At 69.9% G+C, this 25,766-nt stretch carries 20 protein-coding genes and 1 pseudogene; 3 read left to right on the forward strand and 18 right to left on the reverse strand.

Translation table 11 applies throughout. From position 1 onward, the window contains the following. Nucleotides 1-35: 35 nt before the first annotated feature. The 5 genes from ACQP1N_RS25200 to ACQP1N_RS25220 all read right to left on the reverse strand — a co-directional run bounded on the left by ACQP1N_RS25200 (nucleotide 36) and on the right by ACQP1N_RS25220 (nucleotide 5,266). Entirely contained in the window at nucleotides 36-773 is a 738-nt protein-coding gene (locus ACQP1N_RS25200; RefSeq protein WP_067792389.1) for an SDR family NAD(P)-dependent oxidoreductase, read from the reverse strand. Between the two features lie 26 nt (nucleotides 774-799). Then, on the reverse strand, nucleotides 800-1,576 hold the full coding sequence (locus ACQP1N_RS25205) for an SDR family NAD(P)-dependent oxidoreductase (protein ID WP_433227017.1): 777 nt from the start codon (nucleotides 1,574-1,576) through the stop codon (nucleotides 800-802). A 92-nt stretch (nucleotides 1,577-1,668) separates the two neighbouring features. Further along, on the reverse strand, nucleotides 1,669-3,003 hold the full coding sequence (locus ACQP1N_RS25210; RefSeq protein ID WP_067792383.1) for an MFS transporter: 1,335 nt from the start codon (nucleotides 3,001-3,003) through the stop codon (nucleotides 1,669-1,671). A gap of 226 nt (nucleotides 3,004-3,229) precedes the next feature. Beyond that, entirely contained in the window at nucleotides 3,230-4,108 is an 879-nt protein-coding gene (locus tag ACQP1N_RS25215; RefSeq protein WP_433227019.1) for a polysaccharide deacetylase family protein, read from the reverse strand. A gap of 33 nt (nucleotides 4,109-4,141) precedes the next feature. Then, nucleotides 4,142-5,266 carry an asparaginase gene (locus tag ACQP1N_RS25220; protein WP_433227021.1) on the reverse strand — a complete coding sequence of 375 codons (1,125 nt, stop codon included), beginning with the start codon at nucleotides 5,264-5,266 and terminating at the stop codon, nucleotides 4,142-4,144. A 214-nt stretch (nucleotides 5,267-5,480) separates the two neighbouring features. Here ACQP1N_RS25220 and ACQP1N_RS25225 point away from each other — a divergent pair, with 214 nt between their 5' ends. Continuing rightward, entirely contained in the window at nucleotides 5,481-6,551 is a 1,071-nt protein-coding gene (locus tag ACQP1N_RS25225) for a LacI family DNA-binding transcriptional regulator (RefSeq protein WP_067792366.1), read from the forward strand. A gap of 281 nt (nucleotides 6,552-6,832) precedes the next feature. Here ACQP1N_RS25225 and ACQP1N_RS25230 read toward each other — a convergent pair. The 9 genes and pseudogenes from ACQP1N_RS25230 to ACQP1N_RS25270 all read right to left on the reverse strand — a co-directional run. After that, a pseudogene (locus ACQP1N_RS25230) lies at nucleotides 6,833-7,273 on the reverse strand (alpha/beta fold hydrolase); the annotation flags it as partial. Between the two features lie 148 nt (nucleotides 7,274-7,421). Continuing rightward, entirely contained in the window at nucleotides 7,422-8,015 is a 594-nt protein-coding gene (locus tag ACQP1N_RS25235) for a biotin transporter BioY (RefSeq protein ID WP_067792363.1), read from the reverse strand. 33 nt (nucleotides 8,016-8,048) lie between these two features. Beyond that, nucleotides 8,049-8,264 carry a biotin/lipoyl-binding carrier protein gene (locus ACQP1N_RS25240; protein ID WP_067792360.1) on the reverse strand — a complete coding sequence of 72 codons (216 nt, stop codon included), beginning with the start codon at nucleotides 8,262-8,264 and terminating at the stop codon, nucleotides 8,049-8,051. A 12-nt stretch (nucleotides 8,265-8,276) separates the two neighbouring features. After that, nucleotides 8,277-9,647, reverse strand: a complete 1,371-nt coding sequence (locus tag ACQP1N_RS25245) for an acetyl-CoA carboxylase biotin carboxylase subunit (protein ID WP_433227024.1) — start codon at nucleotides 9,645-9,647, stop codon at nucleotides 8,277-8,279. Continuing rightward, nucleotides 9,644-10,432: a LamB/YcsF family protein gene (locus ACQP1N_RS25250; RefSeq protein ID WP_433227026.1), complete on the reverse strand. Its 789-nt coding sequence runs from the start codon at nucleotides 10,430-10,432 to the stop codon at nucleotides 9,644-9,646. Before ACQP1N_RS25250 ends, ACQP1N_RS25245 begins: the two co-directional genes overlap by 4 nt. Further along, nucleotides 10,432-11,424 carry a 5-oxoprolinase/urea amidolyase family protein gene (locus ACQP1N_RS25255; protein ID WP_067792349.1) on the reverse strand — a complete coding sequence of 331 codons (993 nt, stop codon included), beginning with the start codon at nucleotides 11,422-11,424 and terminating at the stop codon, nucleotides 10,432-10,434. The genes ACQP1N_RS25250 and ACQP1N_RS25255 overlap by 1 nt, the downstream gene beginning before the upstream one ends. After that, nucleotides 11,424-12,386, reverse strand: coding sequence for a carboxyltransferase domain-containing protein (locus ACQP1N_RS25260; protein WP_433227028.1), 963 nt, complete (start codon nucleotides 12,384-12,386; stop codon nucleotides 11,424-11,426). The genes ACQP1N_RS25255 and ACQP1N_RS25260 overlap by 1 nt, the downstream gene beginning before the upstream one ends. Nucleotides 12,387-12,397: 11 nt before the next feature. Next, complete coding sequence (locus tag ACQP1N_RS25265) at nucleotides 12,398-13,954, reverse strand: purine-cytosine permease family protein (RefSeq protein WP_207394018.1); 1,557 nt, start codon at nucleotides 13,952-13,954, stop codon at nucleotides 12,398-12,400. A gap of 155 nt (nucleotides 13,955-14,109) precedes the next feature. After that, nucleotides 14,110-15,627: a PucR family transcriptional regulator gene (locus ACQP1N_RS25270; RefSeq protein WP_433227031.1), complete on the reverse strand. Its 1,518-nt coding sequence runs from the start codon at nucleotides 15,625-15,627 to the stop codon at nucleotides 14,110-14,112. A 650-nt stretch (nucleotides 15,628-16,277) separates the two neighbouring features. On the opposite strand from ACQP1N_RS25270, the gene ACQP1N_RS25275 reads away from it, so the two are divergent. Further along, nucleotides 16,278-17,441 carry a CapA family protein gene (locus ACQP1N_RS25275; protein ID WP_433227033.1) on the forward strand — a complete coding sequence of 388 codons (1,164 nt, stop codon included), beginning with the start codon at nucleotides 16,278-16,280 and terminating at the stop codon, nucleotides 17,439-17,441. A 547-nt stretch (nucleotides 17,442-17,988) separates the two neighbouring features. On the opposite strand, the gene ACQP1N_RS25280 is transcribed toward ACQP1N_RS25275, so the two are convergent. The 3 genes from ACQP1N_RS25280 to ACQP1N_RS25290 form a co-directional block, all read right to left on the reverse strand. Next, nucleotides 17,989-18,996 carry a hypothetical protein gene (locus tag ACQP1N_RS25280; RefSeq protein WP_433227035.1) on the reverse strand — a complete coding sequence of 336 codons (1,008 nt, stop codon included), beginning with the start codon at nucleotides 18,994-18,996 and terminating at the stop codon, nucleotides 17,989-17,991. Between the two features lie 148 nt (nucleotides 18,997-19,144). Next, on the reverse strand, nucleotides 19,145-19,819 hold the full coding sequence (locus ACQP1N_RS25285; protein ID WP_433227037.1) for an RNA polymerase sigma factor: 675 nt from the start codon (nucleotides 19,817-19,819) through the stop codon (nucleotides 19,145-19,147). Nucleotides 19,820-19,973: 154 nt separating this feature from the next. Next, nucleotides 19,974-20,810 carry an SAM-dependent methyltransferase gene (locus ACQP1N_RS25290; protein WP_433227039.1) on the reverse strand — a complete coding sequence of 279 codons (837 nt, stop codon included), beginning with the start codon at nucleotides 20,808-20,810 and terminating at the stop codon, nucleotides 19,974-19,976. A 208-nt stretch (nucleotides 20,811-21,018) separates the two neighbouring features. Here ACQP1N_RS25290 and ACQP1N_RS25295 point away from each other — a divergent pair, with 208 nt between their 5' ends. Beyond that, nucleotides 21,019-24,705 (forward strand): hydantoinase B/oxoprolinase family protein, encoded by a 3,687-nt coding sequence (locus ACQP1N_RS25295; protein ID WP_433227041.1) that lies wholly within the window; start codon nucleotides 21,019-21,021, stop codon nucleotides 24,703-24,705. An 84-nt stretch (nucleotides 24,706-24,789) separates the two neighbouring features. Here ACQP1N_RS25295 and ACQP1N_RS25300 read toward each other — a convergent pair whose 3' ends face one another. Further along, complete coding sequence (locus ACQP1N_RS25300; RefSeq protein ID WP_433227043.1) at nucleotides 24,790-25,674, reverse strand: DUF4231 domain-containing protein; 885 nt, start codon at nucleotides 25,672-25,674, stop codon at nucleotides 24,790-24,792. Nucleotides 25,675-25,766 lie beyond the last annotated feature (92 nt).

Genomic DNA, 25,766 nt, shown 5'->3' on the forward strand with positions numbered 1-25,766 from the left:
CCGTTCGTTCGGGCGGCCCCTACGGGCCGGCGCCATCACGGCATGACGTCGCCGGAGTTCGGGCCGAGTGTCTGGCCGACGTAGAGGTTGCCGCCGGGGTCGCTGGCCAGCAGGACGGCGGTCGGCGCCACCTCCGCCGGGGTGCCGAACCGCCCGAGCGGCAGCTCGGTCCGCTTGGCCGCCTTCCACTCCTCGGTGATTCCCGCGACCATCGGCGTCTCGATCGGCCCCGGCGCGATCGCGTTCACCAGGACGCCCTGCCCGGCCACCTCCAGCGCCAGCGACTTGGTGAACCCGATGACGCCGGCCTTGGCGGCCGCGTAGTGGGTGAGCGACCGGCCGCCCTTGATGCCGAGCTGCGAGGCGATGTTGATCACTCGTCCCCACCCCCGCTCCACCATGAGCGGCACGGTGTACCGGCAGCACAGGAACACGCCGATCAGGTCGACCGCGATGGTCTCCGCCCACATCGCCGGGTCCATCTCCACCAGCGGCGACTCGGTCAGGATGCCCGCCGAGTTCACCAGCACGTCGATCCGCCCGAACCTGCGCGCGGTCTCGGCGACCCCCGCCTCCACGCGGGCGGCGTCGGTGACGTCGATCTCCACGCCGCCGTCCGCGCCGATCTCCGCCGCGACCGACGCCGCACGAAGGGCGTCACGGTCGGCGATCACCACGTGGGCGCCCTCCCGGACGTACGCCTCGGCGATGGCCCGGCCGATGCCGCTGGCGCCGCCCGTGACGAGGGCGATCCGGTTCTCAAGAGCGCGCATATGTGTCGTCTCCTCGCCGGGCATGGTCAGGCGGGCATCCGCACAGTGAGCCCGCCGTCGACGACGAGGCTCTGGCCGGTGACGTACGCGGCGTCTGGGGAGGTGAGGAAGGCGATCGCGGTCGCGACCTCCTCCGGCCGGCCGGCCCGGCCCCACGGGATGTCCTTGCCGGCACGGGCGAGACCCTCAGGGCCCAGGGAGTTCACCGGGTCCGAGGACTGGGGAGTGACGATGAGCCCGGGGATGAGCGCGTTGACGCGGATGCCGCGCGGCGCGAGCTCCACCGCGAGGCTCCGGCACAGGCCGAGCACACCGGCCTTGGCCGCGGCGTAGTGGGCATGGTCGCCCCAGCCGTACACGCCACCGGCGATGGAGGAGACCGCGACCATTGCACCGCCCTCGCCCATCCGCCGGGCGGCGGACCGCAGCGTGCGCAGCACGCCGGTGAGGTCGACCTGCAGCATGTCGTCCCAGGCCTCGTCGGTGAGCTCATCGAGCGGGGCCCGGCGCAGCACCCCGGCGTTGGCCACGGCGATGTCCAGGCGCCCGAACTCCGATACGGCCCGCTGCGCCAGCGACTCGACCTGGGCGGAGTCGCGGACGTCCACCTCGTGCACGACGCCTTCGCCGCCGGCCTCTCGTACCTGGCGGGCGGTCTCCCCGGGGTCGTGCGGGTCCCCGGGATAGGTGCCGATCACCGTGCGCACGCAACGGCGCGCGTACTCGACGGCCAGGGCTCGGCCGATGCCGCTCGCCGCGCCGGTGATGACGGCGACCCGGCTCGGCGACTGCTGGGTTTCCACTGTTTCTCCTGTCGCTCCATCGCCCCGGGACGGGCGAGCCCGTCCCGGGGCGGCACTGGTGGAAGGCGCTCGGCTGCGATCCGGCGGGGCGCTCAGCCCTCGACCGTGTCCACCTTGCGCGCGGCGAACATCACGAAGCCGGAGACGATCGTGCCGATCGCGCCGACGATGAGGGCGGAGTGGCCCCAGTTCGAACCGGCGGCGAGCATCGCGGTGATGATCGCGCCGGCCGCGATGGCGCCCGGCTGGCTGAAGGCGTTGATGAAGGACGCCCCGGTGGCGCGGCAGCGGGTGCTGTAGCACTCGCCCATGTAGAACAGCATCGCCGAGTACGGGCCGATCAGGAAGAACATCCCGAGCGAGTACATGGCGACGACCGCGAAGGTGCCGTGCGCGGCGGTCAGCATCAGGGCGAACATGATGCCGGACAGGATCCAGCCGAAGGCGATCACGTTCCGCCGGCCGATCTTGTCGCCGGCCCAGCCGTGGAACAGGTAGCCGCAGTAGCCGACGGCGTTGATGATGATGAACAGCAGCAGCGAGTTGGCGAAGCCGATGTGCTTGCCCTTGGTCAGGATCGTGGTGCCCAGCACGCTGAACACCTGGATGCCGAACCAGTTGATGAACCACGCGATGCTCAGCACGATGGTGTTGCGCAGCGCGCTGCCACGGAAGATGTCCGCCAGCGGGGCGCTGTCAGAGTGGTCGACGCCGTACTCGGCGGCGAGCTGCCGCGCCTCGTCGCTCTTGCCCTCCTTGCGCAGGGTCCGCAGCTTCTGCTCCAGCTCGAACTGCGGGCTCTCCTTCAGGGTCCGCCGGAGCAGGGCGATCACGATGGCCGGGAAGGTGGCCAGCAGGAAGCAGCCGCGCCAGCCGACGATCGGCAGGAAGATCGCGACGAACGCGGCGGCCAGCAGCGTGCCGAGCGGCCAGCCGCCCTGCACCAGGCTGTAGACGAAGCCGCGGCGCTTCTTGATGGCCTCGTCCTCGGTGACGGCGAAGACCTCGTTGAGGTAGGTGGTGTTCACCGCCTGCTCGGACAGGCCGACGCCGCCGAGCGAGCGGACGCCGACCAGGTAGCCGGCGTTGACGGTCCCGGCCGTGGCGGCCGAGGCCAGCGCCGTTCCGGAGACGGTGAGGATCATGCCCTTCCGGCGGCCCATGCGGTCGACCAGCGGGCCGATGACGAGGACCACCACGGCGGTGCCGACGGAGATCAGCGTGGAGATCAGCGAGGCGCGCTGCTCGCTCCAGTGGAACTGTTTGGTCATCTCGGGCAGCAGCGTGCCGAACAGGATGAAGTCGTAGACGGCGAAGACCCACGCGAAGAAGGCGATCACCGTCGCCTTCCGTGTGTCGCGCTTTCCGACACGGGGCAGTTGCCGGGTGGCACCGCCCCCGGTCACATCGGGTGAGACTGCGGTCATGACAGGAGGACCCTTCTCATGAAACGGGGTGGGACGGGTGCGCCGCTCCGTTGCGGCTCTGGGGGTGCGGCTCTGAGTTGCGGAGAGGGAGGGGATGGCTCCGGCCGGGTGTGGCCGGGGACCCGCCGACGCGGTCCGCCTGTCGGGTTCTGCCGTTTCCGGGCGCGGGGTGGCCGCGAACCGGATGTGCCGCGCCCGGCCGGCGGCCGGGCGCGGACCGGACGGATCAGGCCCGTGGGGTACGGGCCTTGAAGTCGCCGGCGATCTCGTCGAACGTCGCCCAGCGGACGCCGTCGTGGCCGTTGATGTGTTCGATGAGGCGTTCGAGCATGAGCAGCGTCTGCGGACGCCCGGAGACGTCGGGGTGGATGGTCATGGTGAAGGCGGCGTAGTCCATCTCGCGGTAGACCCAGTCGAACTGGTCGCGCCAGAGCGTCTCCAGGTCACGCGGGCTGACGAAGCCGTGGCTGTTGGGGCTCGCCTTGATGAACATCATCGGGGGCAGGTCGTCGAGGTACCAGTTGGCCGGGATCTCGACCAGATCGGTCTCCTCGCCGCGCACCAGCGGCTTCATCCACTCCTCGGCCGGACGCGAGTAGTCGATCTTCGTCCAGCTGTCGCCCACCCGGACGTAGTACGGCGTGAAGTCGTTGTGCATGAGCGAGTGGTCGTAGGCGATCCCCCGCTCCAGCAGCAGTTCGTTGGTGACGCGGGAGAACTCCCACCACGGGGCGACGTATCCGGTGGGCCGGCGTCCGGCGACCCTCTCGATCAGATCGATGCTGCGGTCCAGGACGGCGCTCTCCTGCTCCCGTGTCATCGCGATCGGGTTCTCGTGCGAGTAGCCGTGCACGCCGACCTCGTGACCGCCATCGACGATCATGCGCGTCTGGTCCGGGAACGTCTCGATGGAGTGGCCCGGGACGAACCAGGTGGTGCGCAGGTCGTACTTGCCGAACAGGCGGAGCAGCCGCGGGGTGCCGACCTCTCCGGCGAACATCCCCCGGGAAATGTCGCACGGGGAGTCCTCGCCGCCGTACGAGCCGAGCCAGCCCGCGACCGCGTCCACGTCAACGCCGAATGCGACGAAAATCTCTTTGGGCATGATGCTGGTCCTTCCTTCGGGATTTCTCTCCGGTCATCCGGGCCCGTCGTGCGACCCGGCTCGGTCTTCCGGTGGGGACGGGGCGTGGCCCCGGTAGGGCGCGCCTTCGGACGCGCCGGACGGCGCCCCCGGCCGGTCGTGATCCTCGGACGGCGTGCCGGCGAATGCGCGTACGGCGCCGGTCCGGGCCCGCAACTCGGCCCGGACCCGGGCCGGGTCCCCGTAACGGCCGAGCAGCGCGATCAGCAGCATCCGAGCCTGGGAGGGGCGCAGTGTTCCGGTCGGCACGGCGCCGGCCGCGACCAGGTCGACGCCGCCGCCGTTGCCGTACAGGGCCGCGGTCCGCCCCGCGTGGACGCGTGTGGACAGCGCCACGACGATGCCCGCCGCGGTGAGCCGGGCGACCTCCTCGACGATGCCGGGGTTGGCGTTGCCGGCCCCGGTGGCCTCCAGGACCACGGCGCGGGCGCCCGCGTCCACGACCGCGCTCAACGCCGACGTGTCGGCCCCGGGATAGCAGGCCACGATGTCGGTGCGCGCGCCGTCCAGGCGGAACGCGCTCAGATCCATCGGCTTGTGCCGGACGGGGGTCGCGGTGATGGCGACGTCGCCCTCGCTCACCTGGCCCAGCGCGCCGCCGTCGGGCGCAGAGAACGCCGCGGACGCGACCGTGTGCGTCTTGCGGGTGCCCCGGGCGGCGTAGACCCGGCCGTCGAAGGCGATCAGGACACCGAGATCGCGGCTCTCGGCGGAACGCGCCACCGTGATCGCGTCGGCCAGGTTGCGGGGGCCGTCGGTGTCGGGGGCGTCGGCCGGGCGCTGGGCGCCGGTGAACACGATGGGGCGCGGATCGGCGTGGAACAGGTCCAGGAAGTACGCCGTCTCCTCCAGGGTGTCCGTGCCGTGTGTGACGACGACGCCGAGCACGCTCTCGTCGGTGAGGGCGTCGTGCGCGGCCTCCGCGATCTGCCGCATGTCCGCCGGGGTCAGCAGGTAGCTGTTGACGCAGAACACGTCCCTCGGCTCCAGCGGCACGCCCGGGTCGCCGGGCAGCCGCCGGAACAGCGCGCTCGCCTGGTCGGTGGCCCGCGCGGTCCCGTGGGCGTCATGGCGTGTGGCGATCGTGCCGCCCGTGGACAGGACGACGACTCTGCTCATCCACGCCTCCTCTGAACGTTCCGCCTGTGCACGAAAGGACGTGCCTACCTGCCGAAAGATTAAACCCAAACGTTTGGGCCAATCGTTTGGGTAGCATCGTCCACAACGTCGGGGCTGTCAAGGAATGACTGTTACGATCGCGCTACATCACTTGCCCGGGTCCTGCGGAAACACCGCTGGCCACGGGCACGAACTGCCGGAGGCCGGGCGAACAGTGGGTACGGAAGGTACGCGGCCGGTCACGCTGCAGAGCATCGCGGACCAGCTCGGGCTGCACGTGTCGACGGTCTCGCGCGTCCTCAACGCCAAGCGCGGCGAAAGCGGACGCGCGGCCTCGCCCGCCACCGTCGAGCGCATCCGCCGGCTCGCGGACGAACTCGGCTACCAGCCGAACCCGCACGCCACCAGCCTCCGCACCCGGCGCAGCAACCTCGTCGGCGTGCTGGTCCCCCGGCTGTCCGACATCGTCCTGGCAACGATCTACGAAGGGATCGAGGAGGCCGCCGCCGAGCAGGGCCTGTCGACGTTCGTCACCAACACCGGTGACGCGCCCGAGGCGCAGCGCGCCCGGACGAGGATGGTCATCGGCCGCCGCGTCGACGGCATGATCTTCGGTGACGCCCACGCCGACTCGCATTTCCTCGACGAGGTCGCCGGCCGGGGCGTCCCGTTCGTGCTCGTCAACCGGCGAGCCGGCAAGCACCCCTCGGTCACCTGCGACGACTACCTCGGGGGACGCCTGGTCGCCGAGCACCTCCTCGCCCTCGGCCACGACAACGTCGCGGTCATCGCGGGCGAGCCGTACGCCAGCACCGGCCAGGACCGCACCAACGGGTTCGTCGACCGCTACCGCGAGGCCGGAATCGATGTGCCGGGCCGGCGGATCGTGCACTCGCCCTTCGACGCGGCCGGCGGCCACGCCGCCGCCGAGCGGCTGCTGGACGACGGCGCGCGCCCTTCGGCGATCTTCGCGGTGAACGACTTCGCCGCCATCGGAACGATCGGCGCGCTGCGCGACCGCGGCATCCGAGCCGGCTCGGACGTCGCGATCGTCGGCTTCAACGACACCCCGCTGGCGGCGGAGCTGCCGCTCCCGCTCACGACGATCCGTTCGCCCATGCACGAGATGGGGCGGCGAGGCATCCAGATGCTCGCCCGCCTGCTGGCCGGAGAGCCCGTCGAACCCGAACTGCTCCGGCCCAGGCTCATCGTGCGCGCGTCCAGCGATCCCGCGCTGTACGCCCAGCTCGGCCTGGTCACCGAGGCGGCGAGACCGCGGGAATGATCCTCCGCCCGCAGGCCGGCAGCGTGCCGGCCGGGCCGCACGGCGACGTGCGCGTCCTCCCACGCGCACCAGTCACGCGCGGCCTTCTCGCGCACGGCGGGATCGGGATCGTGCAGCAGCCGGCCGTAGGCGTCGGCGAGGCCGCCGTCCCGATCGGCGGCCGGAACACCGTCGCGGAACCGTGCCCACTCGGCGGGGAAGAGCCGGCCGACGTCGCGGGTGATCCACTCCACTTCGCGGCGCCGTGTGTTGGTGACGGCGAACAGGACCAGCTCGCCGACCCGCTCCGGGTGCCGTTCGGCGTAGGCGAACCCGAGGGTGGCGCCCCAGGACCCGCCGAGCACCAGCCACTCCGCAACGTCCAGGTGGCGCCGCAGGACCTCGATGTCCGCGATCAGATGGGCGGTGGTGTTGGTGCTCAGATCGATGACCGGGGCGCCGGCGTGGGGCGTGCTGCGGCCGCACCCGCGCTGGTCGAACAGCACGATGCGGTAGGCGCCGGGATCGAAATACCGGCGCCATGCGGGCGTGCACCCGGAACCGGGACCGCCGTGGAGCACGACGGCCGGTTTGCCGTCCGGGTTCCCGCACACCTCCCAGTAGACGAGCTGCCCGTCGCCGACATCCAGCATGCCGTGTTCGTGGGGGTCGATCTCCGGATAGAGCTCGGACATTCCTTCCTCTCCCGACCGGTTCCCGCGCCCCGGTCGCCGCGAGCCCATCCGGCCTCATCGAGCCGGATGGGCGCCGGCCGCGAGTCGGGCGAGTCGAGCCTGTCGGACATCGTAGGAGGGCGGAATGAACCGGCGCGACACCGTGACGGCCGGGACGCTCATGAGACGGGCCGCAGGTCTGACGCGGCCGTCACGGTCAGTGCCGGGACTGGCCGGTGCCGGTCCAGCGCCAGGCGAGGGGGAGCATGCCGGCGGCGATGGCGATCTTGAGTCCGTCGGTCAGCAGGAACGGGGTGACGCCGGCCGCGATGGCCTTTTCGGCGCCGAGGCCGAGGGACAGGGCGAGCCAGACCGTGCCGATCAGGTAGATCAACGCGTTGCCCGCCGCCATGAGACCGACGGTGCTGAGCGCCCTGCGGTCGTTGCCGCGGCGGGCGAGTTCTCCGACGAGCGCCGCGGCAAGGACGAATGCCACGATGTAGCCGAACGTGGGACCACCGAGGCCATGCGTGTGACCGGCGTACCACGGCACGCCGGCCGCGCCGGCGACGAGGTAGAGGAGCATGGCCGCCGCTCCTCGAACCGTCCCGAGCGCGGCCCCGGTGACGAGCACCGCGAGCGTCTGGAGGGTGAAGGGCACCGGGCTGAGCGGGGTGTGGATCGACACCTGGGCGGCCAGGCCGGTGAATCCCGCGCCGGCCGCGATGAGGATCGCGTCGCGGACGATGGAGCCGGGCACGCGGTCGGCGAGGACACCCGGGCGCCGCAGCGAGACAGTGGTGGCGGTCATGGTCGTACTTCCGTTCTGGTCATCGGGTCGTTCTCAGGAGATCTCGGCGATCAGGTCGCCCTCTTGGAGGACGCCGCCTTCGCTGACGGCGAGCTTGCTGACGGTGCCGGCGGTCTCCGCCTCGACCGGGATCTCCATCTTCATGGACTCCAAGATCACGAGGGTGTCCCCGGCGGCGACGGGGCTTCCCTCCGCGACCAGGACCTTCCAGACGTTGGCGGCGAGTTCGGCGACGATCTGCTGGGCCATGGGGGGTCTCCTTCAGCTGACGGGCTCAGGGCCGCGCGCCGCGCGCATGCGCGTGAGCACCGCGGTCGTGTACGTGCCGGCGGCGAACGACGGCTCATCGAGAAGTTCGCCGTGGAAGGGCAGGTTGTGCTTGGGGCCGCTGATCGTGAACGACTCCAGCGCGGCACGGGCCCGGGCCAGGGCCGCCTCGCGGGTGTCGGCGTGCACGATCAGCTTGGCCATGAGCGAGTCGTATGACGGGGTGACCGTCGTTCCATGGGCATAGCCCGCGTCGATCCGGACTCCTTCCCCGGCCGGCTCGTTCCATTCAGTGATCGAACCGGGGCCGGGCAGGAAACGGATCGGGTCCTCGGCGTTCACCCGGAACTCCACGGCATGCCCCCTCGGCCGCAGCGCGGCGAGGTCCACGGACGGCGGCAGGCCGGACGCGATGCGCAACTGCTGTTCGACCAGGTCGAGGCCCCAGACCGCCTCGGTGACGGGATGCTCGACCTGCAACCGGGTGTTCATTTCGAGGAAGACGTAGTCCTGCTCGCCCGGCTCGCCGTGGACCAGGCACTCGACGGTGCCGGCGCTGCGGTAGCCGACGGCCTTGCCGACCTGGATCGCCGCGGCGATCATGCGCTCGCGCAGGCCCGGGTCGAGGCCGTGCGCGGGGGTCTCCTCGACGAGCTTCTGGTTGCGCCGCTGGACCGAGCAGTTGCGTTCGCCCAGCGCCGTCACGGTGCCGTCGGCGAGCCCCAGAAGCTGCACCTCGACGTGCCGCGCCTCGGGGTAGTAGCGCTCCAGCAGGATGCCGGCGTCGCCGAACATGCGCTCGGCGAAGCCGCGCACGGTCCTGACGTGCTTGCGCAGTTCCTCCTCGGTGGTGGCCACGGCAAGACCCATCCCGCCGCCTCCGGCCGCGGCCTTGACCATGATCGGGTACCCGATGCCGGCCGCGGCCGAGACCGCGGCGGCCTCGTCGGCCACCGGCTCGGTGGTGCCGGGCGCGACGGGCATGCCGGCCGCGGCGGCGGCGTTCCGGGCCCTGATCTTGTCGCCCATCAGGTCGATGACGTCCGGGTCGGGTCCGACCCAGGTCAGCCCGGCGGCGTGCACGCGGCGCGCGAAGTCGGCGTTCTCGGACAGGAAGCCGTAACCGGGGTGAATGGCGCGCGCGCCGGTGCTCTCGGCGGCGGCCAGGATCTTCTCGGCGTTACGGTACGACTCGGCGGGGGCGGCCGGTCCGAGCGGCACCGCCTCGTCGGCCTCCCGTACGAAAGGCAGCTCCGCGTCGACATCGCTGTGCACGGCGACGGTCCGGACGCCCAGCCGCCGGGCCGTCGCGATGACGCGCCGCGCGATCTCTCCCCGGTTGGCGACGAGCAGCGACTCGATCATGACCGGCGCTCCCCCTCGTCCTGGGTCACGAGCATGTCGGCCAGGGGGACGACGTCGATCCCGCTGTCGTCGAGCGCCCGCCGCACGGCTCTGGCGATCTCGGGGCCGTTGGGAGCGTCCCCGTGCAGGCAGAGCGACAGGGCATCGACCTCGAGGTCGGTGCCGTCCTTCGCGGCGACCTTGCGCTCCAGGACCATCCGGACCGCGCGGTCGGCGACGAGCTCCGGGTCCCAGGCGAGTTTCACCGGCTCGATGATGAGCTTTCCGGCGCCGTCGTAGTGCAGGTCGGGAAAACCCTCGGGGACCAGGCGCACGCCCTCCGCCGCCACCGCGCCGGCGGTGTCGCCGTGCAGCAGCATGAGGGGCAGCCCCGCGTCGACCTTGGCGATGGCCCGGGCGACCGCCGCGGCCAGGGCCGGGTCTTCGGACGCCATGACGTACAGCGCGCCATGCGGCTTGACATGCGCCAGGCGGCCGCCCGACGCGCGGACGAACGCGTCCAGGGCGCCGATCTGGTAGAGGCAGTAGTCCTCGACGTCGTCCGGTGGGATGGTCATCCGCCGCCGGCCGAACCCCATCAGGTCCGGAAAGGCGATGTGCGCCCCGATGGCCAGGCCGTGCTCCACGGCGCCCTCGACGGTACGCCGCATCGTCGCGGGGTCGCCGGCGTGATAGCCGGTGGCGATGTTCACCGACGAGACGTGCGGCATCATCCCGAGGTCGTCGCCCAGCCTCCAGCGGCCGAAGCTCTCCCCCATGTCGCAGTTGACGTCGATCCGCGGCATCACAGCTCCTCGAAGTGGTGCGGGTTCGTGGTGTAGTCGGTGCGTCCGGCGAGGGCGAGCGCCTCATCGAGGGAGACCTCCCGGAACCGGATGGTGTCGCGGCCGGGCCGCAACTGCCCCACCTTCCACAGGCCCGCGTGGACGACGGTGCCGATCACGGTGAACCCGCCCGCGGTCGGACCGTCGGGGCCGAGGATGACGGGGACGTCTCCATTGGTGTTGATCCCGCCGAGCGGGTAGCTGCCGTCGAGGACGTTGGACGGGTGGCCGCCGGCCACGCCGCCGGATGCGCGCGCCCATCCGAACCGGTGGCTTTCCAGCCGGGTGCCGACGCGGTTGGAGTTGAGATCGACCTTCCACTGGCGGCCGACGAAGTCCTTCCAGTCCTGCTCGGTCAGGTAGTCCGGGTCGGCGTGCGGGCCCCGCATCACCTCGATCTCCCAGTCGTTGACGAGCGGCGGCCGCAGCGCCATCGGAACCCGCAGCCGCGGCGGCGCCGCGGCCTTCCATCCGTGCAGGACGTCCCCCTTGGAGAGCGCCCGGCCCTCGACGCCGCCGATGCCGCCCATGGTGTAGGTGGCCCGCGAGTGCATCACCACCGGAACGTCGATGCCGCCCGCGACGGCGAGGTAGAGCCGGAAGCCGGGACCCTTGATGATGGAGCAGGCGATCTCGTCCCCGGACACGACGCGCACGGTCTCCCACATCGGGAGGGGCGCGCCGTTGAGGGTGATGCCCGAGCCCTCGGCCCCGGTCACCGCGACGGAGGTGTCGGCGAGGACGCGCAGGCGCAACCGGCCCATGGGGATCTCCAGCCCCGCGGCACCCGGGTCGTTGCCGACGAGGGCGTTGGCGATGCGGAACGCGAGATGGTCGACCGGCCCGGCGGGAAAGAAGCCCTTGGACTGCAGGCCGAGGCGTCCCGGGTAGTCCTGCACCGATGTCTGCAGGCCCGGCGAGACCACATCGAAAAGCGCGTGTCGGTCGGACATTACGGCACCTCCACCTTCTCCGCGGCGGCCTCGCGGGCGATGCGCAGCCTCTCGGCCTCGGCCTGCATGGCCGAGGTCTCCGCGAGGTAGCCCGCGACCGAGAAGGGATCGTCCTCGATCGCGTACTCGTATCTGTTCTCCAGCACGTCCGTGCGGAGGTCGAGCAGTTCCTCCTCGCTCACCCGCTCGAAGCGCACCCGGTCTCCGGGACGGATGAGGATCGGGTCGTCCTGGAAGACGCCGTGCCGTGCCAGGACGTCATAGACCGTCAGCGTGCGGCCGAACAGCTGGTATCCGCCGGGCGCCTCGACGGGGTAGATCGCCACGCACGGCCCGCCGATGCCGACCGCTCCCTCGGCGGTCCAGGTCCGCGTCGGGTTGTACTTCGGCACGGTGATGGCGTTGCGCGGATCGAGGGGGAACATGAAGGGAAGGCCGGGGAAGAAGCCGGTGTAGGCGTTCCACCACTCGGTCCCGGTCACGGTGGCGTACAGCGCCTCCCGATCGGGCAGCCCGTTGTAGTCGACGATGTAGTCGATATTGGAATTGTCGCGGATGTTCGGGGCGTCCTGCCGGATGGTGGTCCGGTAGCGGCGCACCGCCTCGCGGCCCTCGGAGTCGTCGAAGGCGATCGGCAGCGTGATCAGCCGGCTGGGGATCACCAGCGATCGCACGGACTGCTGCGCGTCGTGGACCTCCTCCACCGCGTCGACGAGGTCGCCGCGGCCGATGGTCGCCGGATCGTACTGCAGCAGGAGGGAGCGGAACCCCGGGGCCGCCTCGACCAGTCCCTTGATCGGCGAGGCGGCCAGGTGCGCCGCCATCGACGTGACGAAGAAGTTCAGCTCCAGGTCGAGCTTCATCTCCCCGTACTCGATGAGGACGTAGCGGTCTCCGGCGGCGCGCCACGTGATGGCGGGCCGGTCGCCGCTGGCCGGGCGAGCCGTGATGATCGCATTCATTGATGAGCCTCTCAGCGTTCCGCGCTCACGGCGCGGGCCAACTCCGGTGATTCGGCGGCGCAGGCGGAGCAGATGGCGGCACCGGCCGCGCTCGGGTCCCGGTCCATCTCGACGGCGACGTAGGACCGGTCACAGACGTGGCAGGCGATGCGGGCCTCCCAGACGTCCTCGACCTCGTCGCGGGGGTCGTCGCCGCGGACCCGCAGGGCGCTGGGTGCCAGTTTGAGCGCCGCGTAGTACAGCACCGCGGCAAGGGCCACGGTGATCAGGGGCGCCAGTTGCGCCAGTGTGGGATCGGCCTTCTGCTCGGTCAGCGCGATACCGGCCGCCGAGGCCGCCAGCCAGGCGCCCGCACCGGCGGACAGCGGGGCCAGCCGCCCGGGGCGGAACTCCGGCAGGCCGTCGCGGTCCGCGCCGCGCACCGCGATGTGCACGAGCGCGATCGCGACCCAGGCGGTCACGAAGACGCCCTGCCAGGCCAGCGCCCGCAGCAGGTAGCTGAGCACGTCCGTGAGCATGAGCAGGTACGCGATGCAGCCGGCCACGGCCACCCACACGGCGCGGGGCAGCCGCAGCCGGAACACCCGGGCGGCGAACGACTCCAGGTTCGTCGAGGCCAGGTAGTAGTTCGCCGTGTTGATGCGGGTCTGCGAGACGAAGATCAGCAGAACGCCGAAGAACCCCAGGGACTTGATGACGGCCTCGACCACACCGGTCTCCGACCCGCTGATGTTCCAGGCGCGCAGCAGGTAGATGCCGATCAGCCCGTTGACGCCGAAGGTGAAGGCGTAGAAGACCCACCCGAAGGTGACCGTGCCGTGGAAGCGGGCGTCCTCGACGCGGCCCAGCCGGGCATAGTCGATCGTGTACATCATCATGATCCACACGCCCATGTAGATCAGGTACGACGTCAGCCATCCCGGCAGCGAACCGTGCGCCGCGGCCGAGTGCAGCCAGTCGGTCGGATACCCCTGCTTGACGGTCGCGGCGATGACGACCGCGATCAGGCCGAGGACGTAGAAGGGAAGCAGGACGCCGTTGAGCTTGTCCAGCCAGGCGCGCACTCCGCCGATCACCAGCGGAAGCGCGTAGAGCACGGCGAACAGGTACCAGAGCTTGAGGTTTCCGCCGAAGTACTGCTGGAAGGTCACGGCGACGATCGAGCCCTCGAAGACCCCGTAGTACAGCGCGGTGGCGGCGAAGATGAGCGGCGCCAGGGCCGCACCGAGCGTTCCGAACAGCCGGCGCGACAGAAGCGCCACGGTCAGTCCGGTGCGGGCGGCGTAGCGGGACAGGACGAGGTTGACGGCCCCGTACGTCGCCGTCGACAGGACCATCCCGGCGATCGTCGCGGGCGCACCGACCGCGTCGGCCGAGGCCACGGCGACGTACAGCCAGAACATGGCGGAGAACAGCGCCCACCATGCCATGGCCAGCGACCAGCGTCCCGCCCGCCACGAGCGTGGGACGACGTGGGTCGAATAGTCCTCGGTCGCCGCCTCCTTGACGACGCGCGGATCATCCTCGAAGGACAGGTCGAGTTCCGCGGGCTGGGACGTCACGGTCATGCGGGCCTCCCGGGTCGGTACTTGCGGTACCCCGATCGCCCAAGACTGAGGGTGGGAAAACCCTGATCAGAATGCGCGATCCGCGCAGTGCCGACCCGTCGTCTGCGCATTTCGCGGACTGGCGCACCGTCGCTCTCCGTAGGCCGCGTCCGCCGTCAGTCACCGGTGCCGCTATCGATGATCGTCAACGCCGTCCACAGCTCCGCCCGCAGCCCCGGGTCGGAGAACCGCCTGCCGAGCAGTGCCTCGGCGCGTTCGAGCCGGTATCCCAGCGTGCGGCGGTGAATCCCGAGCGCGGCTGCCGCCGCCTCCGCGTGCCCGTTGTGGGCGAGATAGGTCCGTACGGTGCCGAGCAGGTCGATGCGGCACGACTCCGCAGCCGCCAGCGGCGCCAGCAGCGCGCTCGCCCAGGCGCGCGCGGTCCCCGGGTCGACGTGCGCGAGGAGCCCCAGAGCGGCCACGTCGCCGACCGTCAGCAGCCGGTGCACGGCCGCGGGGGGCAGCGTGTCGGCGAGCGCCGCGATCCGCGGCCACACCCGGGGGATCTCCGCTATGGAGAGCGGGTCGCTGACGGCGCCGCGGCTCCCGCCCACCGAGCTCAGCGCCGACTGCAGCACGCCGATGTCCCCCTCCACGGTGGGCACCACCGCCACGACGCGTCCCCGGGGATCTCCCGCGACCAGCGCCGAAACGATCTGCAGGCTGCGATTGTTCTCCAGCACCTCCAGCAGGTCACCGCGCAGTTCCGGCTCGGTCGTGAGCACCGCGAGCCGGACCGGCTCCTCGGGCAGCGGAAGACCCAGCTGGGCGGCCACCCGTTCGGCCAGCTCGTACTGCCCCGCGAGAACGAGTCCGAGCACGGCGGCCCGCTCTCGCCGCTCGCTGTCCAGGAGGTCGGCGGCACGGGCGACGTCCAGGCCGAGCAGCGCGACCGCCGCATCGATCACCCCGCGCTCGTGGGCGCTGCACGGGGCCGACCTGCCGACCGCGAGCACCCCGGAGGGCCGCTCGGCTCGCCCGACCGGGAGCACCGTCACCTGTGCGTCACCGATGTCGAACGCCGCCGCGCGCCACGAACGCTGGCGTTCCACCGCGAGCCGGACCCGCTCGGTGTGCCGCCGGGCATTGTCCGGGGCGCCGGCGAGCAGATCGCCGTTCCGTGACAGCAGCAGCACCCAGGCGTTCAGCTGCTCGGCCAGCACGACGACCAGCGAGCGATGGGCCGGCGGCGTCGCGGCCGCGCGCAACAGCGCCCGGTGCCGCGCCAACGCCAGATTCTGCTGGGACCTCTCGTCATACGTGAGGCCGTCGGCCACGGCGCGCACCACGCTGCTGAACCGCGTGTCCGGGGGCACCTCCACCACGGTCAGGCCGTGCCGTCCGGCCGCGGCCAGGAGTTCCTCGGGCACACGGCCGTGCGTGAGCCCGACCCCGAACCCCAGCGCCGGAACGCCCGCCCGCGTGATCCGCTCGGCATAGCCCGCCCAGCGCCCGGTCCCCCCCGGGGGGAGGCTCAGCCCGGTCGTCAGCAACATGGTGCCCGGTTCGAGGAACGGCGTGGGGTCCTCCTGCTCGCTGATGTCGGCCCAGTCCACTTCCACGTCCGGGCTTCCGTTGCACAGCCTGAGCGAGAGGTCCCGATTGTTCAGCAGCTTGGCAAGACTGACCGACACATAGGCAGATTACGGCACAAATCACACTCATTGCCGCAGCGGTACCATGCCGGACACCACCGAGTCGACAGCCGAGACCGCACGTGGCGGCGACGACGAAACGCGGGCCCTCGGGTAGCCACGGGGCACACAGCGGAGCGTAGAAGGCCGAGGTGGGTGGACACCGGATCGGACCCGGAACACCTCAATCCCGAACCGGGGACGCGCACAGTGGCGGATCACTGGCCGCACTGTCGCATCCGGCTCTCCCCTCAAGGTTCACAGCCGACGATGAAAGCTCGCGAGCCGCCGCCGAGTCGTGTCAGACCAGCAGGAACGGCACCCGAGCACCCCATTTCCACGTCAGGGCTACCACCGAATCATCGGCACCCGTACTCATAACCCCGTTTAGCCCGGCACAAAAGACCCAGAACCCAACAGACACGACCGCCCAGAAGATGCGCGCCGTCAGCCCCTCCGAACCGATGCGCGCGTCACCGTACCGGCGATATGCACCTTCGGTATTCGCTCTACACAATACCAACAAAAGCATTATCAACGATGATCAACCTTCCAGTAAATTACTGTTTCAAGTGGCATGAGATGTCAATAAAGCAACTATGCGAACTTCGGCATCAATTCCAAAACTCCCGAACGGGCAACGGCCCACCATGGGCAGGCTCGCGACAAGCGCCCTGTTGATCGGCGCGCTCGGGCTCGCCACAGTGACCGGCTGCGACGACGATGACCACCATTCCGCGAGCCTGCAGCGGGCAGCTAAAACGGACGGCCACAAAACGGATCGATTTACCGTCGCGGCGACCGGCGATTTTCTTCTGCACCGAGTACTGATCGATCAGGCGGCCTCCGACGCGCGCACCAAAAGACAGGGCGGGTACAACTTCATGCCGATGCTCGCCCAACTCAAGCCCGTGATCAGCCAAGCGGATCTGGGGGTCTGCCACATCGAGACGCCGTTGGCCTCACGATCGGGCCCCTTCCTCGGCTACCCGGTGTTCAACTCACCACCACAGATCGTGGACGCGATCCGCGGGCTCGGCTACGACACCTGCTCCACCGCCTCCAACCACTCCATCGACCAGGGGGAACCGGGCGTGCGCCGCACGCTCGACACCCTGGACAAGGCGGGCATCAGGCATGCCGGCACGGCCCGCGGCGCGGAAGAGGCGAAGAAGATCAACATCCTGGACGTCAAAGGGGTCAAGATCGCACATCTTTCCTACACATACGGCACCAACGGCATACCGGAGCCCCCTGGAAAACCCTGGCTCGTGAACGACGGGCTGAACCCCCACAGGATCCTCGCAGACGCGGGCAGCGCCAAGGGATCCGGTGCCGACGTCGTGATAGTCAGCCTCCATTGGGGCCAGGAATACCAGCACGAAGCCACACCCGAGCAGCGGCACCTGGCAGCAACGCTGCTACGCTCCCGCAATGTCGACCTGATCCTCGGCGACCACGTACACGTCGTTCAGCCTTTCGAGCAGATCAACGGCAAGTGGGTCGCCTACGGAATGGGCAACCAGGTCGCCAATCCGACCGCGAACGCCCAAGCCACCCACGAAGGGCTCGTCGCCCGGTTCACCTTCACCTGGAACTCCCGCGAACGGCGATGGAAAGAGCAGCCCTCTTTCGTCCCCACCCTCGTCGCACCTGGTCCGCCCATCAGACTCCAGACTCTGATCCGCGGCGATTCGGCGGACCAGGCAACCATTAACGACACGACACGAGTCGTACGCAGCCTCGGATACGACGTTCCCGACGCTTCGGATCAGGTCACCTCAATGAACCTTCAACGCCCTGCGGGGCAGTGAACCTCGAATCAAGAGAATCCTTCTCCCGGCAACAGACCGGCGGTTGGTTTCTCGTTGGTGCCGCACTCCCCCGCGAGTGCGGGTGGACGCATCACCCGGCAGGCCGGCCCTGAGGGTGATCGCGGCGTGTTCGGCCATCTCGGCACCGCAGTCCCAGGTTGAGCTTCACGTCCGCGCACCAAGCTCGTCCCTTGCCGGACTGCCACACAAGCTGACCGATGACATCGCAGCCAAGGCCCCGCGCGGAGTGCGCCCGCAGTCCGTCCTGGGCGTCGCGCTGCACATCATGGCCATCACCCAGATCCGCCGCCAGACCGCGACTTCTACCGGCGCAAAGCACCGAAGGCAAGAGCCACACGGAAGCCCCTGCGCAGCCTGAAACGATGCCTGTGCGACGTCGTCTGCCGAACCATGATCCGCGACACGGATACCTCACTGCTCACCGCCGCTTGACACGGAGTGGTGCCCTTAACTGGACAGCCCCCAGCATCGCTGCACAAGGTCCACAGGGGCGAAGATCTATCACTTCTAGTCGACCGCCTGAGTATTAATTGACTGGGGGACCCCAGTTCGGGTCGGTCAGCGACCTCGGCAGCAGGCTGGCGGTGGGTGCGTTGGTCCATTCGGCCTTCTTGACGACCTCGAAGAACTGCCGGGTCCCCGGGCGCAGGTTCGCGTTCTTGTGTCCGGGGGTGACCACGATGCCCTGGCTGGCGGTGAGCCTGCCGGTGTCGGGATCGATGAGCAACTGCCACTCGATCGTGCCGTAGTCGCGTGTGGTCTGTCGCATGGCGACGCCCTTGCCGGGGTGTCCCGAGGCGTCGGTGGCAGTGATCATCCGCACCCCTTTCACACCGGCGAGGATCCGGTAGGTCGCGATCCGCACCCGATCGTTCACGAGTCGGTCGACCAGGAGGATGGGGGCGTTCGTGAACAGGTAGAGGTCCGGATCGCGCAAGCGCTTGTGGTCGAACTTCGTGGCGTAGTTCAAAATCCAGGCGCGCAGCTTCGGCGGGTCGGCGGGCAGGTTGAAGGCGTCGTCGAGGGTGAAGTCCAGTTCGGCTCCCTCCTGTTTGAAGGGGCCTCGTTCCTCGTCCGGTTCCTGGAGGCCGAGTTCTTGTGCGCCGGGCTGGAGGTCCGCGGTCCAGGCCGCCCTGTCGGCGCGGGTTGCCGGGTGGACGGTGACCTCGTCGCCATTCCAGTGCACACCGGTCTGGTCTTTTGGGCCGTAGCCGGGAAGTTTCCCGAAGTCCTTGGCGGACTTGGCGCCGACGGAGTAGGCGTCCTGGGTGATCTGCACGGTGTAGTGGACGCCAGGGCGCAGCTTGGACGACGCCAGGACCGTTTCGCCCACGACCCGGTGCACGTACCACAGCCGTCCGTCAGAGGCGTGCCGGGTTCTTGCGTCCGCAGCCGCCAGAAGGAACCTGGAGGCGGGGCCGCTCTGTCCGGCCAGGGGTTCGGGACGGTAGAGCGGCCGGGTCTCCCACTTGTAGGCCGTCCACAATCCGGCGGCCAGTGCGCATGCGGTGGCTCCCGCGACAAAGGTCGTCATGCGCGCCGATCGCGGTAGCGGCGAAGGGCGGCGGCTCCGCCGGGACCGGGCTCTGGCGGTCTCTTCCAGCAGGCGGCGCCGAGCGGCACCGGTGGTCCGGGGGGACGGTGGCCGCTCGGTGGGGTGCATCCGCTTGACGAAGGCCAGGTCATCCACGGTCGTCCCCCTCATCGATGTGGCCGGCGGCGCGCAATGCCGCACGGACCTGCTTGCGGGCGCGGCTCAGCCGAGAGCAGACCGTGCCGTAGGCGATTCCGAGGGCTTCGGCGACCTCGGGGTAACTGAGTTCGGCCAAGGCCACCAGCAGCAGGACGTCACGGTCGCCATGTTTCAGCCGGGCCAGTACCGGGCCTAACCCCGAACTCTCCGCCGTCACCGCGCCGGCGACGCTGTTCTCGTGGCTCTCCACGACGTCATCGGTGTGCATGCGAGCCAGCGCACGGTAACGGCGCAGTTCGTCACGACGGTGACGGCTGATCAACCGCGTCGCGATGCCATAGAGCCAGGGCCGCGCGGAGACACGCGCGGTGTCGAACACTCCACGACGGCGGAACGCGATCAGAAAGGTCTCCGCGGCTATGTCGTCCGCGGCATCCGCTCCGAGCCGCCTGTCGACGTAGCGGTGTATCTCCCCATAGTGACGGTCGAAGAGGATCGCGAACCGTTCGGGATTACGGCATGCCGCGGCGATGACGTCGGCGTCCGATGGTTCTTCCGGCTGCGTTGACGTGTCGACCCCGGAGGGTGCGCCCGTCATGGCTTGACCTGCGGCGTTGGAGGGATGGCCATGCAGGACCCTTCCGGAGGCATAGAGGGTGGTCACGCTCTCTATCGCCCGAAGCCCGCACATCCCTTCTCGGGACGGAGGCCACGCCCAGGTAGATGGTGTATGAGAAAGCCACTTGCCTGGACGCAGCGCTTGCAATCCTGACGAGGGTGCTCATCGGCGGCCGTGCTGCCGTGCCTTGTCCTGTATGTCAGGCCGGTTTGTGGCCGACTCCGCACATGGAATCCACGTTCGCCGGTGTGTCGCCGATATCGGGCAGGTCCGGCCGCCACATGGAGGTGGGGACCACGCCGGGTTCCACCGGTTCCAGCCTGTCGAAGAATCGGGCTATCTGGTCGGGGCTGCGCAGATGGTAGGAGCTTGCGGAGTTGGCGTTGTAGGTCTCGATGGCGTGGTTCAGCGTCGCATTGGTGTTGGTGCCGTCGCTGAGGGCCAGGTAGCTGCCGGCCGGGAGCGCGTCCAGCAGATGTTCCACGATTCCCCACGGGTCGTCGGAGTCGGGAATCTGGCCCATGATGCCCAGCAGGGTGAGCGCGATCGGCCGGGTGAAGTCCAGGGCCTTGGCCGCCTTCCTCAGGATCAGTTCCGGGTCGCGGACGTCGGCGTCGATGTAGTCGCAGGCGCCCTCGGGGGTGCTGGTCAGCAAGGCTTGGGCGTGCACCAGGACGAGGGGGTCGTTGTCGACGTAGACGATCCGGCATTCGGGTGCCACGCGCTGGGCGACTTCGTGGGTGTTGTCGACGGTGGGCAGCCCGGCCCCGATGTCGAGGAATTGCCGAATCCCTGCTTCGCCGGCCAGGAAGCGCACCGCGCGGGCCAGGAAGTAGCGCTGCACGCGCGCCAGCAGCGCGATGTCGGGGAACATCTCCTGGATCATGTCGCCGACCTGGCGGTCGGCGGGGTAGTTCTCCTTGCCGCCCAGCAGATATCCCCAGACCCGAGCCGAGTGCGGTCGATCGGATCGGATCCGATCGGACGGCCCGTCCTGCGGGGTGTTTCCGGTGTTCCCGGCGGAATGATCGGTCACGATCTGAGTGTCACACGGCCGGGCGGACCGGGGAGCGAACCGGCCCAATATGGCCGGGCACGGTAAGGGTCGCGCAAGCGAGGCGGAACCGGACCATCATCGGCCGGCAGCCGCGTCAGTACACACGCACACCCGCGAGGGTGACGGTCTCCGGGAAGCCGCGTGCCGGTCTCCTGCCGCCCGTCCGCCGGGGTGGTAGACGTTGAGTATGGCGCTTGACGACGCGCTCAGCCCGTCTCCATCCGGGGACGCCGTTTCGGGTGCGCCCGGGTCGCCTGTCGCGCCGCCCTCGTCCGGCTGGGAGTTCTGGATCGATCGTGGCGGCACGTTCACCGATGTGGTGGGCCGGCGGCCGGACGGCGTACTCGTCACCCACAAGCTCCTCTCGCAGGACAGGGAGCGCTATCAGGACGCGGCCGTCGCCGGGATCAGGCACCTCCTCGGGGTCTCGCCCGGTGAACGTATCCCGACGGAGCAGATCACGGGCGTGCGGCTCGGTACGACGGTGGCGACGAACGCCCTGCTCGAACGGACGGGCGAACCGACCGTGCTGGTCATCAGCGAAGGTTTCCGCGACGCACTGCGGATCGCCTATCAGAACCGGCCGCGCATCTTCGCCCGGGAGATCGTGCTGCCCGAACTTCTGTACACGCGGGTGATCGAGGCGAGAGAGCGCATCGACGCGCACGGACGGGTCCTCGTCCCTTTGGACGAGGACGCGGTCGCACGTGATCTGCGCGCGGCCTACGACGACGGCTTCCGTTCGGTCGCCATCGTGTCCATGCACGGCTATCGCCACTCCCGCCACGAGGTCGCCATCGGGAAGATCGCGCGGAGGATCGGCTTCACCCAGATCTCGGAGTCGCATGCGACGAGCCCGCTGATGAAGCTGGTCTCGCGCGGCGACACCACCGTCGTCGACGCCTACCTCTCGCCCATCTTGGACCGGTACGTCGACCAGGTGTCCACTGAGCTGGACGGCGTGCCGATGATGTTCATGCAGTCCAACGGCGGGCTCACCGAGGCGCACGGCTTCCGGGGCAAGGACTCGATCCTGTCCGGCCCTGCGGGAGGCATCGTGGGAATGGCGCGCACGTCAGCCGCCGCGGGCTTCCAGCGGGTCATCGGTTTCGACATGGGCGGCACGTCCACCGATGTCTCGCATTTCGCCGGCGAGTTCGAGCGCCAGTACGAGACCCAGGTGGCGGGGGTGCGGATGCGGGCGCCGATGCTGAGCATCCACACGATCGCGGCCGGCGGCGGATCGGTGCTGCGCTTCGACGGCGGCCGGTACCAGGTGGGCCCCGACTCCGCCGGTGCCGATCCCGGTCCGGCCTGCTACCGCCGCGGCGGTCCGCTCACCGTCACCGACGCCAACGTGATGCTGGGGCGGATCCGGCCCGAGCACTTCCCGCACGTCTTCGGCCCGACGGGCGATCAAGCCCTCGACGCCGGCGTCGTCAGGGACCGCTTCGCCGCCCTGGCGGCCGAGATCGGCGACGGCCGTCCGCCCGAGGACGTCGCGGCCGGATTCCTGGAGATCGCGGTGGCCGGCATGGCCGGCGCGATCAAGAAGATCTCCGTCCAGCGCGGTTACGACGTCACCGAATACGCGCTGGCCACCTTCGGCGGTGCCGGCGGCCAGCACGCCTGCGCGGTCGCCGACGCCCTCGGCATGCGTCAGGTGCTGATCCATCCGCTGGCGGGGGTGCTGTCGGCGTACGGCATGGGGCTGGCCGACGTCACGGCCATGCGGGAGGCCGCGGTGGAGGCGCCACTGAACGAGGAAGTGCTGCCCGAACTGAGCGCGATACTGCAGAGGCTGGAGCGTGACGCACGCGATGAGCTGCGGGACGAGGGGACGAGCACAAAGCGCGTCCTGCACCGTGCTCACCTGCGCTACGCGGGTACCGACACCGCCCTGCTGGTCCGGGTCGACGCCGTGGAGGCGATGGTCGCCGAGTTCGAGGAGATCTACCGGCGGCGTTTCTCCTTTCTCATGCGGGACAGGCAGATCGTCGTGGAGGCCGTGTCGGTCGAGGCCGTGGGCGACATCGACCGGGCGGCCGAGACGCCGGTCCCGGGCGGCCGCCGAGGGGCGCCCGAGGCGGCGCGCGTCCGGATGCACGTCGACGGCGCATGGCGCGATGTCAGCCTCCACCGGCGGGAACGGCTGCGGCCCGGCGACATGGTGACGGGCCCGGCGATCATCGTGGAGGCCAACGCCACGACCATCGTCGATCCGGGCTGGCGAGCGGCGGTGAACGACCTCGGCCATCTGCTTCTCACCCGGGTGGCGGCCCGGTCCGGCGGGCACGCCATCGGCACCGACGCCGACCCCGTCATGCTGGAGATCTTCAACAACCTGTTCATGTCCATCGCCGAGCAGATGGGCGTCCGGCTGCAGAGCACGGCGCACTCGGTCAACATCAAGGAGCGGCTGGACTTCTCCTGCGCGATCTTCGACGCGGGCGGCAACCTCATCGCCAACGCGCCGCACATCCCCGTGCATCTCGGCTCGATGGGGGCGTCCATCAAGGAGCTCATCAGGCGGCGGCGAACCGCCGGGGGCATGCGGCCGGGCGAGGTGTACGTGCTCAACGACCCCTACCACGGCGGTACCCACCTGCCCGACGTCACCGTGGTCACCCCGGTCTTCGTCGGGGACGTGGAGTCCGCGCCGGCCCGGGGCGAGCACGCCGAGATCTCCTTCTTCGTCGCGTCCCGGAGCCACCACGCCGAGATCGGCGGCATCACACCGGGGTCCATGCCCGCCTTCAGCACGAGGGTGGAGGAGGAAGGCGTCCTGATCGACAACTGGCTCCTCGTCGAGGGCGGCAGGATGCGGGAGGCCGAGACCGTCGAGCTGCTGCGCTCGGCGGTCCACCCGTCCCGCGACCCGCTCGACAACCTCGCCGACCTGCGCGCCCAGATCGCCGCCAACGAGAAGGGCGTGCGCGAACTGCGCGACATGGTCCGTCACTTCGGCCTGGACGTCGTGCACGCCTACATGCGTCACGTCCAGAACAACGCCGAGGAGGCGGTCCGCCGGGTGATCACCGCGCTGCGCGACGGGTCCTGCACCTACGAACTCGACAGCGGGGCGGTGATCGCGGTCGCGGTCCGCGTCGACCGCCGCGCCCGGACGGCGGAGATCGACTTCACCGGCACCTCCCCCCAGTCGGCCGGCAACTTCAACGCGCCGTCGTCGGTGGCGATGGCGGCGGTGCTGTACGTGTTCCGCACGCTGGTGGCCGAGGGCATCCCGCTGAACGCCGGCTGCCTCACCCCGATCCACGTCACGATCCCGCCGGGCACGATGCTCTCGCCGGAGTATCCGGCGGCCGTGGCCGCGGGCAACGTCGAGACCTCACAGGCCGTGACCGGCGCGCTGTACGCCGCGCTGGGAGTGATGGCGGAGGGCTCCGGCACGATGAACAACGTCACGTTCGGCAACGAGCGCCACCAGTACTACGAGACGGTGGCCAGTGGCTCCGGCGCCGGGGACGGCTTCAACGGCGCCGATGCCGTCCAGACCCACATGACCAACTCCCGGCTCACCGACCCCGAGGTGCTGGAGTGGCGTTACCCCGTCCTTGTGGAAAGCCATGAGATCCGCCGCGGCAGCGGCGGAGCGGGACGCTGGCGCGGGGGCGATGGCGGCCGGCGGCGCATCCGGTTCCTCGAACCGATGACGGTGACCACGCTGAGCAGCCACCGGCGCGTCCCGCCGTACGGGATGGCGGGCGGCCGGCCCGGCGCGGTGGGGCGGCAGTGGGTGGAACGCACCGGCGGGACCGTGACGCCGATGAAGGGCTGTGACTCGCTGCCCGTCGGCACCGGAGACGTCTTCGTCATCGAGACGCCGGGCGGTGGCGGCTATGGCGCGGGGTGAGTCACGTCCTCGGCACCGGCGGCCTCCCCCGGCGAGCGCCAGGACGCCCGTGAACCCGGCCGCGCGGCGGTGGCAGCGCAGAGCCTATGCTGCCGACCATTTCGCCATCCACCCTTCATTCTGCGCCGAAATCACGTCCTCGCAATTGCCGACGAAGGCATCATCGGCCTCCGCCTCGGATTCACATTCGGTTTTATACCGTGCCAGCAGGCTGTCCAACTCCGCGGCGGTGCGGGAAAACTCGATTTCCTGATAGGCGTAGCGAGAGGCCGCCGCATGGGCGGTGACGGCGGCGACCATCGTGGTGAGCGTCGGAACCCAGGCGGAGGCCCGTTCCGCACCGAAGGCCGCCCCCGCCGCACCCAGCGTCGCCGCCGCGGCGGCAAGGGTGAACTCGATGCGGCGCATGAGGATCGTCCGCCGGCGCATGAGGTCCGCACGCGGCCGGTAATAGTCGTGAATCTGCCCGGCCAGGCGGACCGTTGCGTAGGAGTCCACATCGGAGACCGCCGGAATCGGACGCGCCACGGGTATGAAGGCAGTCGTGAGATACGTCAGATCAGCCGCGTCCATGACGATACGGTCGGCGCGGTCCAGCAGCGCCCGTGCCGCGTCCGCTGTGCGGTAGACGCCGACACAAGCCAGGTACATGTAGAGTTCGCTCTTCAGCGCCTCGCTGACCGACCGCAGTCTGGTCCAGTTCTGCAGTGACGTCGGGCCTGAACGGGCCGCGGCCAAAGGCGCGAGGCCGGCCGAGGCTGCGCCCAAGAACACCAGGGACCTGCCGACGGCCGCATTCCATGTCATGGCCTGAACACCGGCCGTGGATAACCCCGCGGCGGCGATCCCCAGGAGCAAACCGGCCATCCGGGCCCTGGCGATCGTCCGCTTGGCCGCGTCGGCCGCCTGCGACCACATGCTCTGCGACTCCCAGACCTGTTGCCCCGCTGATGCTCTCACCTTCTCCACGCCGACACATTTTGTCATGCTTATGGTGACCGTTGGTCACGACTGGACAAGAAGGGGAAGGCGACATGACCGGAGATCGGCAACGACCGCCG

This window comes from Actinomadura formosensis (assembly GCF_050948385.1).
Taxonomy (GTDB): Bacteria; Actinomycetota; Actinomycetes; order Streptosporangiales; family Streptosporangiaceae; genus Spirillospora; species Spirillospora formosensis.

Coding starts and splice junctions, on each gene's coding strand:
- ACQP1N_RS25215 (WP_433227019.1), bottom strand. CDS start 4,108: ATGCCCAAAGAGATTTTCGTCGCATTCGGCGTTGACGTGGACGCGGTC.
- ACQP1N_RS25280 (WP_433227035.1), bottom strand. CDS start 18,996: ATGACGACCTTTGTCGCGGGAGCCACCGCATGCGCACTGGCCGCCGGA.
- ACQP1N_RS25210 (WP_067792383.1), bottom strand. CDS start 3,003: ATGACCGCAGTCTCACCCGATGTGACCGGGGGCGGTGCCACCCGGCAA.
- ACQP1N_RS25265 (WP_207394018.1), bottom strand. CDS start 13,954: ATGACCGTGACGTCCCAGCCCGCGGAACTCGACCTGTCCTTCGAGGAT.
- ACQP1N_RS25255 (WP_067792349.1), bottom strand. CDS start 11,424: ATGTCCGACCGACACGCGCTTTTCGATGTGGTCTCGCCGGGCCTGCAG.
- ACQP1N_RS25245 (WP_433227024.1), bottom strand. CDS start 9,647: ATGATCGAGTCGCTGCTCGTCGCCAACCGGGGAGAGATCGCGCGGCGC.
- ACQP1N_RS25235 (WP_067792363.1), bottom strand. CDS start 8,015: ATGACCGCCACCACTGTCTCGCTGCGGCGCCCGGGTGTCCTCGCCGAC.
- ACQP1N_RS25200 (WP_067792389.1), bottom strand. CDS start 773: ATGCGCGCTCTTGAGAACCGGATCGCCCTCGTCACGGGCGGCGCCAGC.
- ACQP1N_RS25240 (WP_067792360.1), bottom strand. CDS start 8,264: ATGGCCCAGCAGATCGTCGCCGAACTCGCCGCCAACGTCTGGAAGGTC.
- ACQP1N_RS25275 (WP_433227033.1), top strand. CDS start 16,278: ATGGGCAGGCTCGCGACAAGCGCCCTGTTGATCGGCGCGCTCGGGCTC.
- ACQP1N_RS25260 (WP_433227028.1), bottom strand. CDS start 12,386: ATGAATGCGATCATCACGGCTCGCCCGGCCAGCGGCGACCGGCCCGCC.
- ACQP1N_RS25250 (WP_433227026.1), bottom strand. CDS start 10,432: ATGCCGCGGATCGACGTCAACTGCGACATGGGGGAGAGCTTCGGCCGC.
- ACQP1N_RS25295 (WP_433227041.1), top strand. CDS start 21,019: ATGGCGCTTGACGACGCGCTCAGCCCGTCTCCATCCGGGGACGCCGTT.
- ACQP1N_RS25220 (WP_433227021.1), bottom strand. CDS start 5,266: ATGAGCAGAGTCGTCGTCCTGTCCACGGGCGGCACGATCGCCACACGC.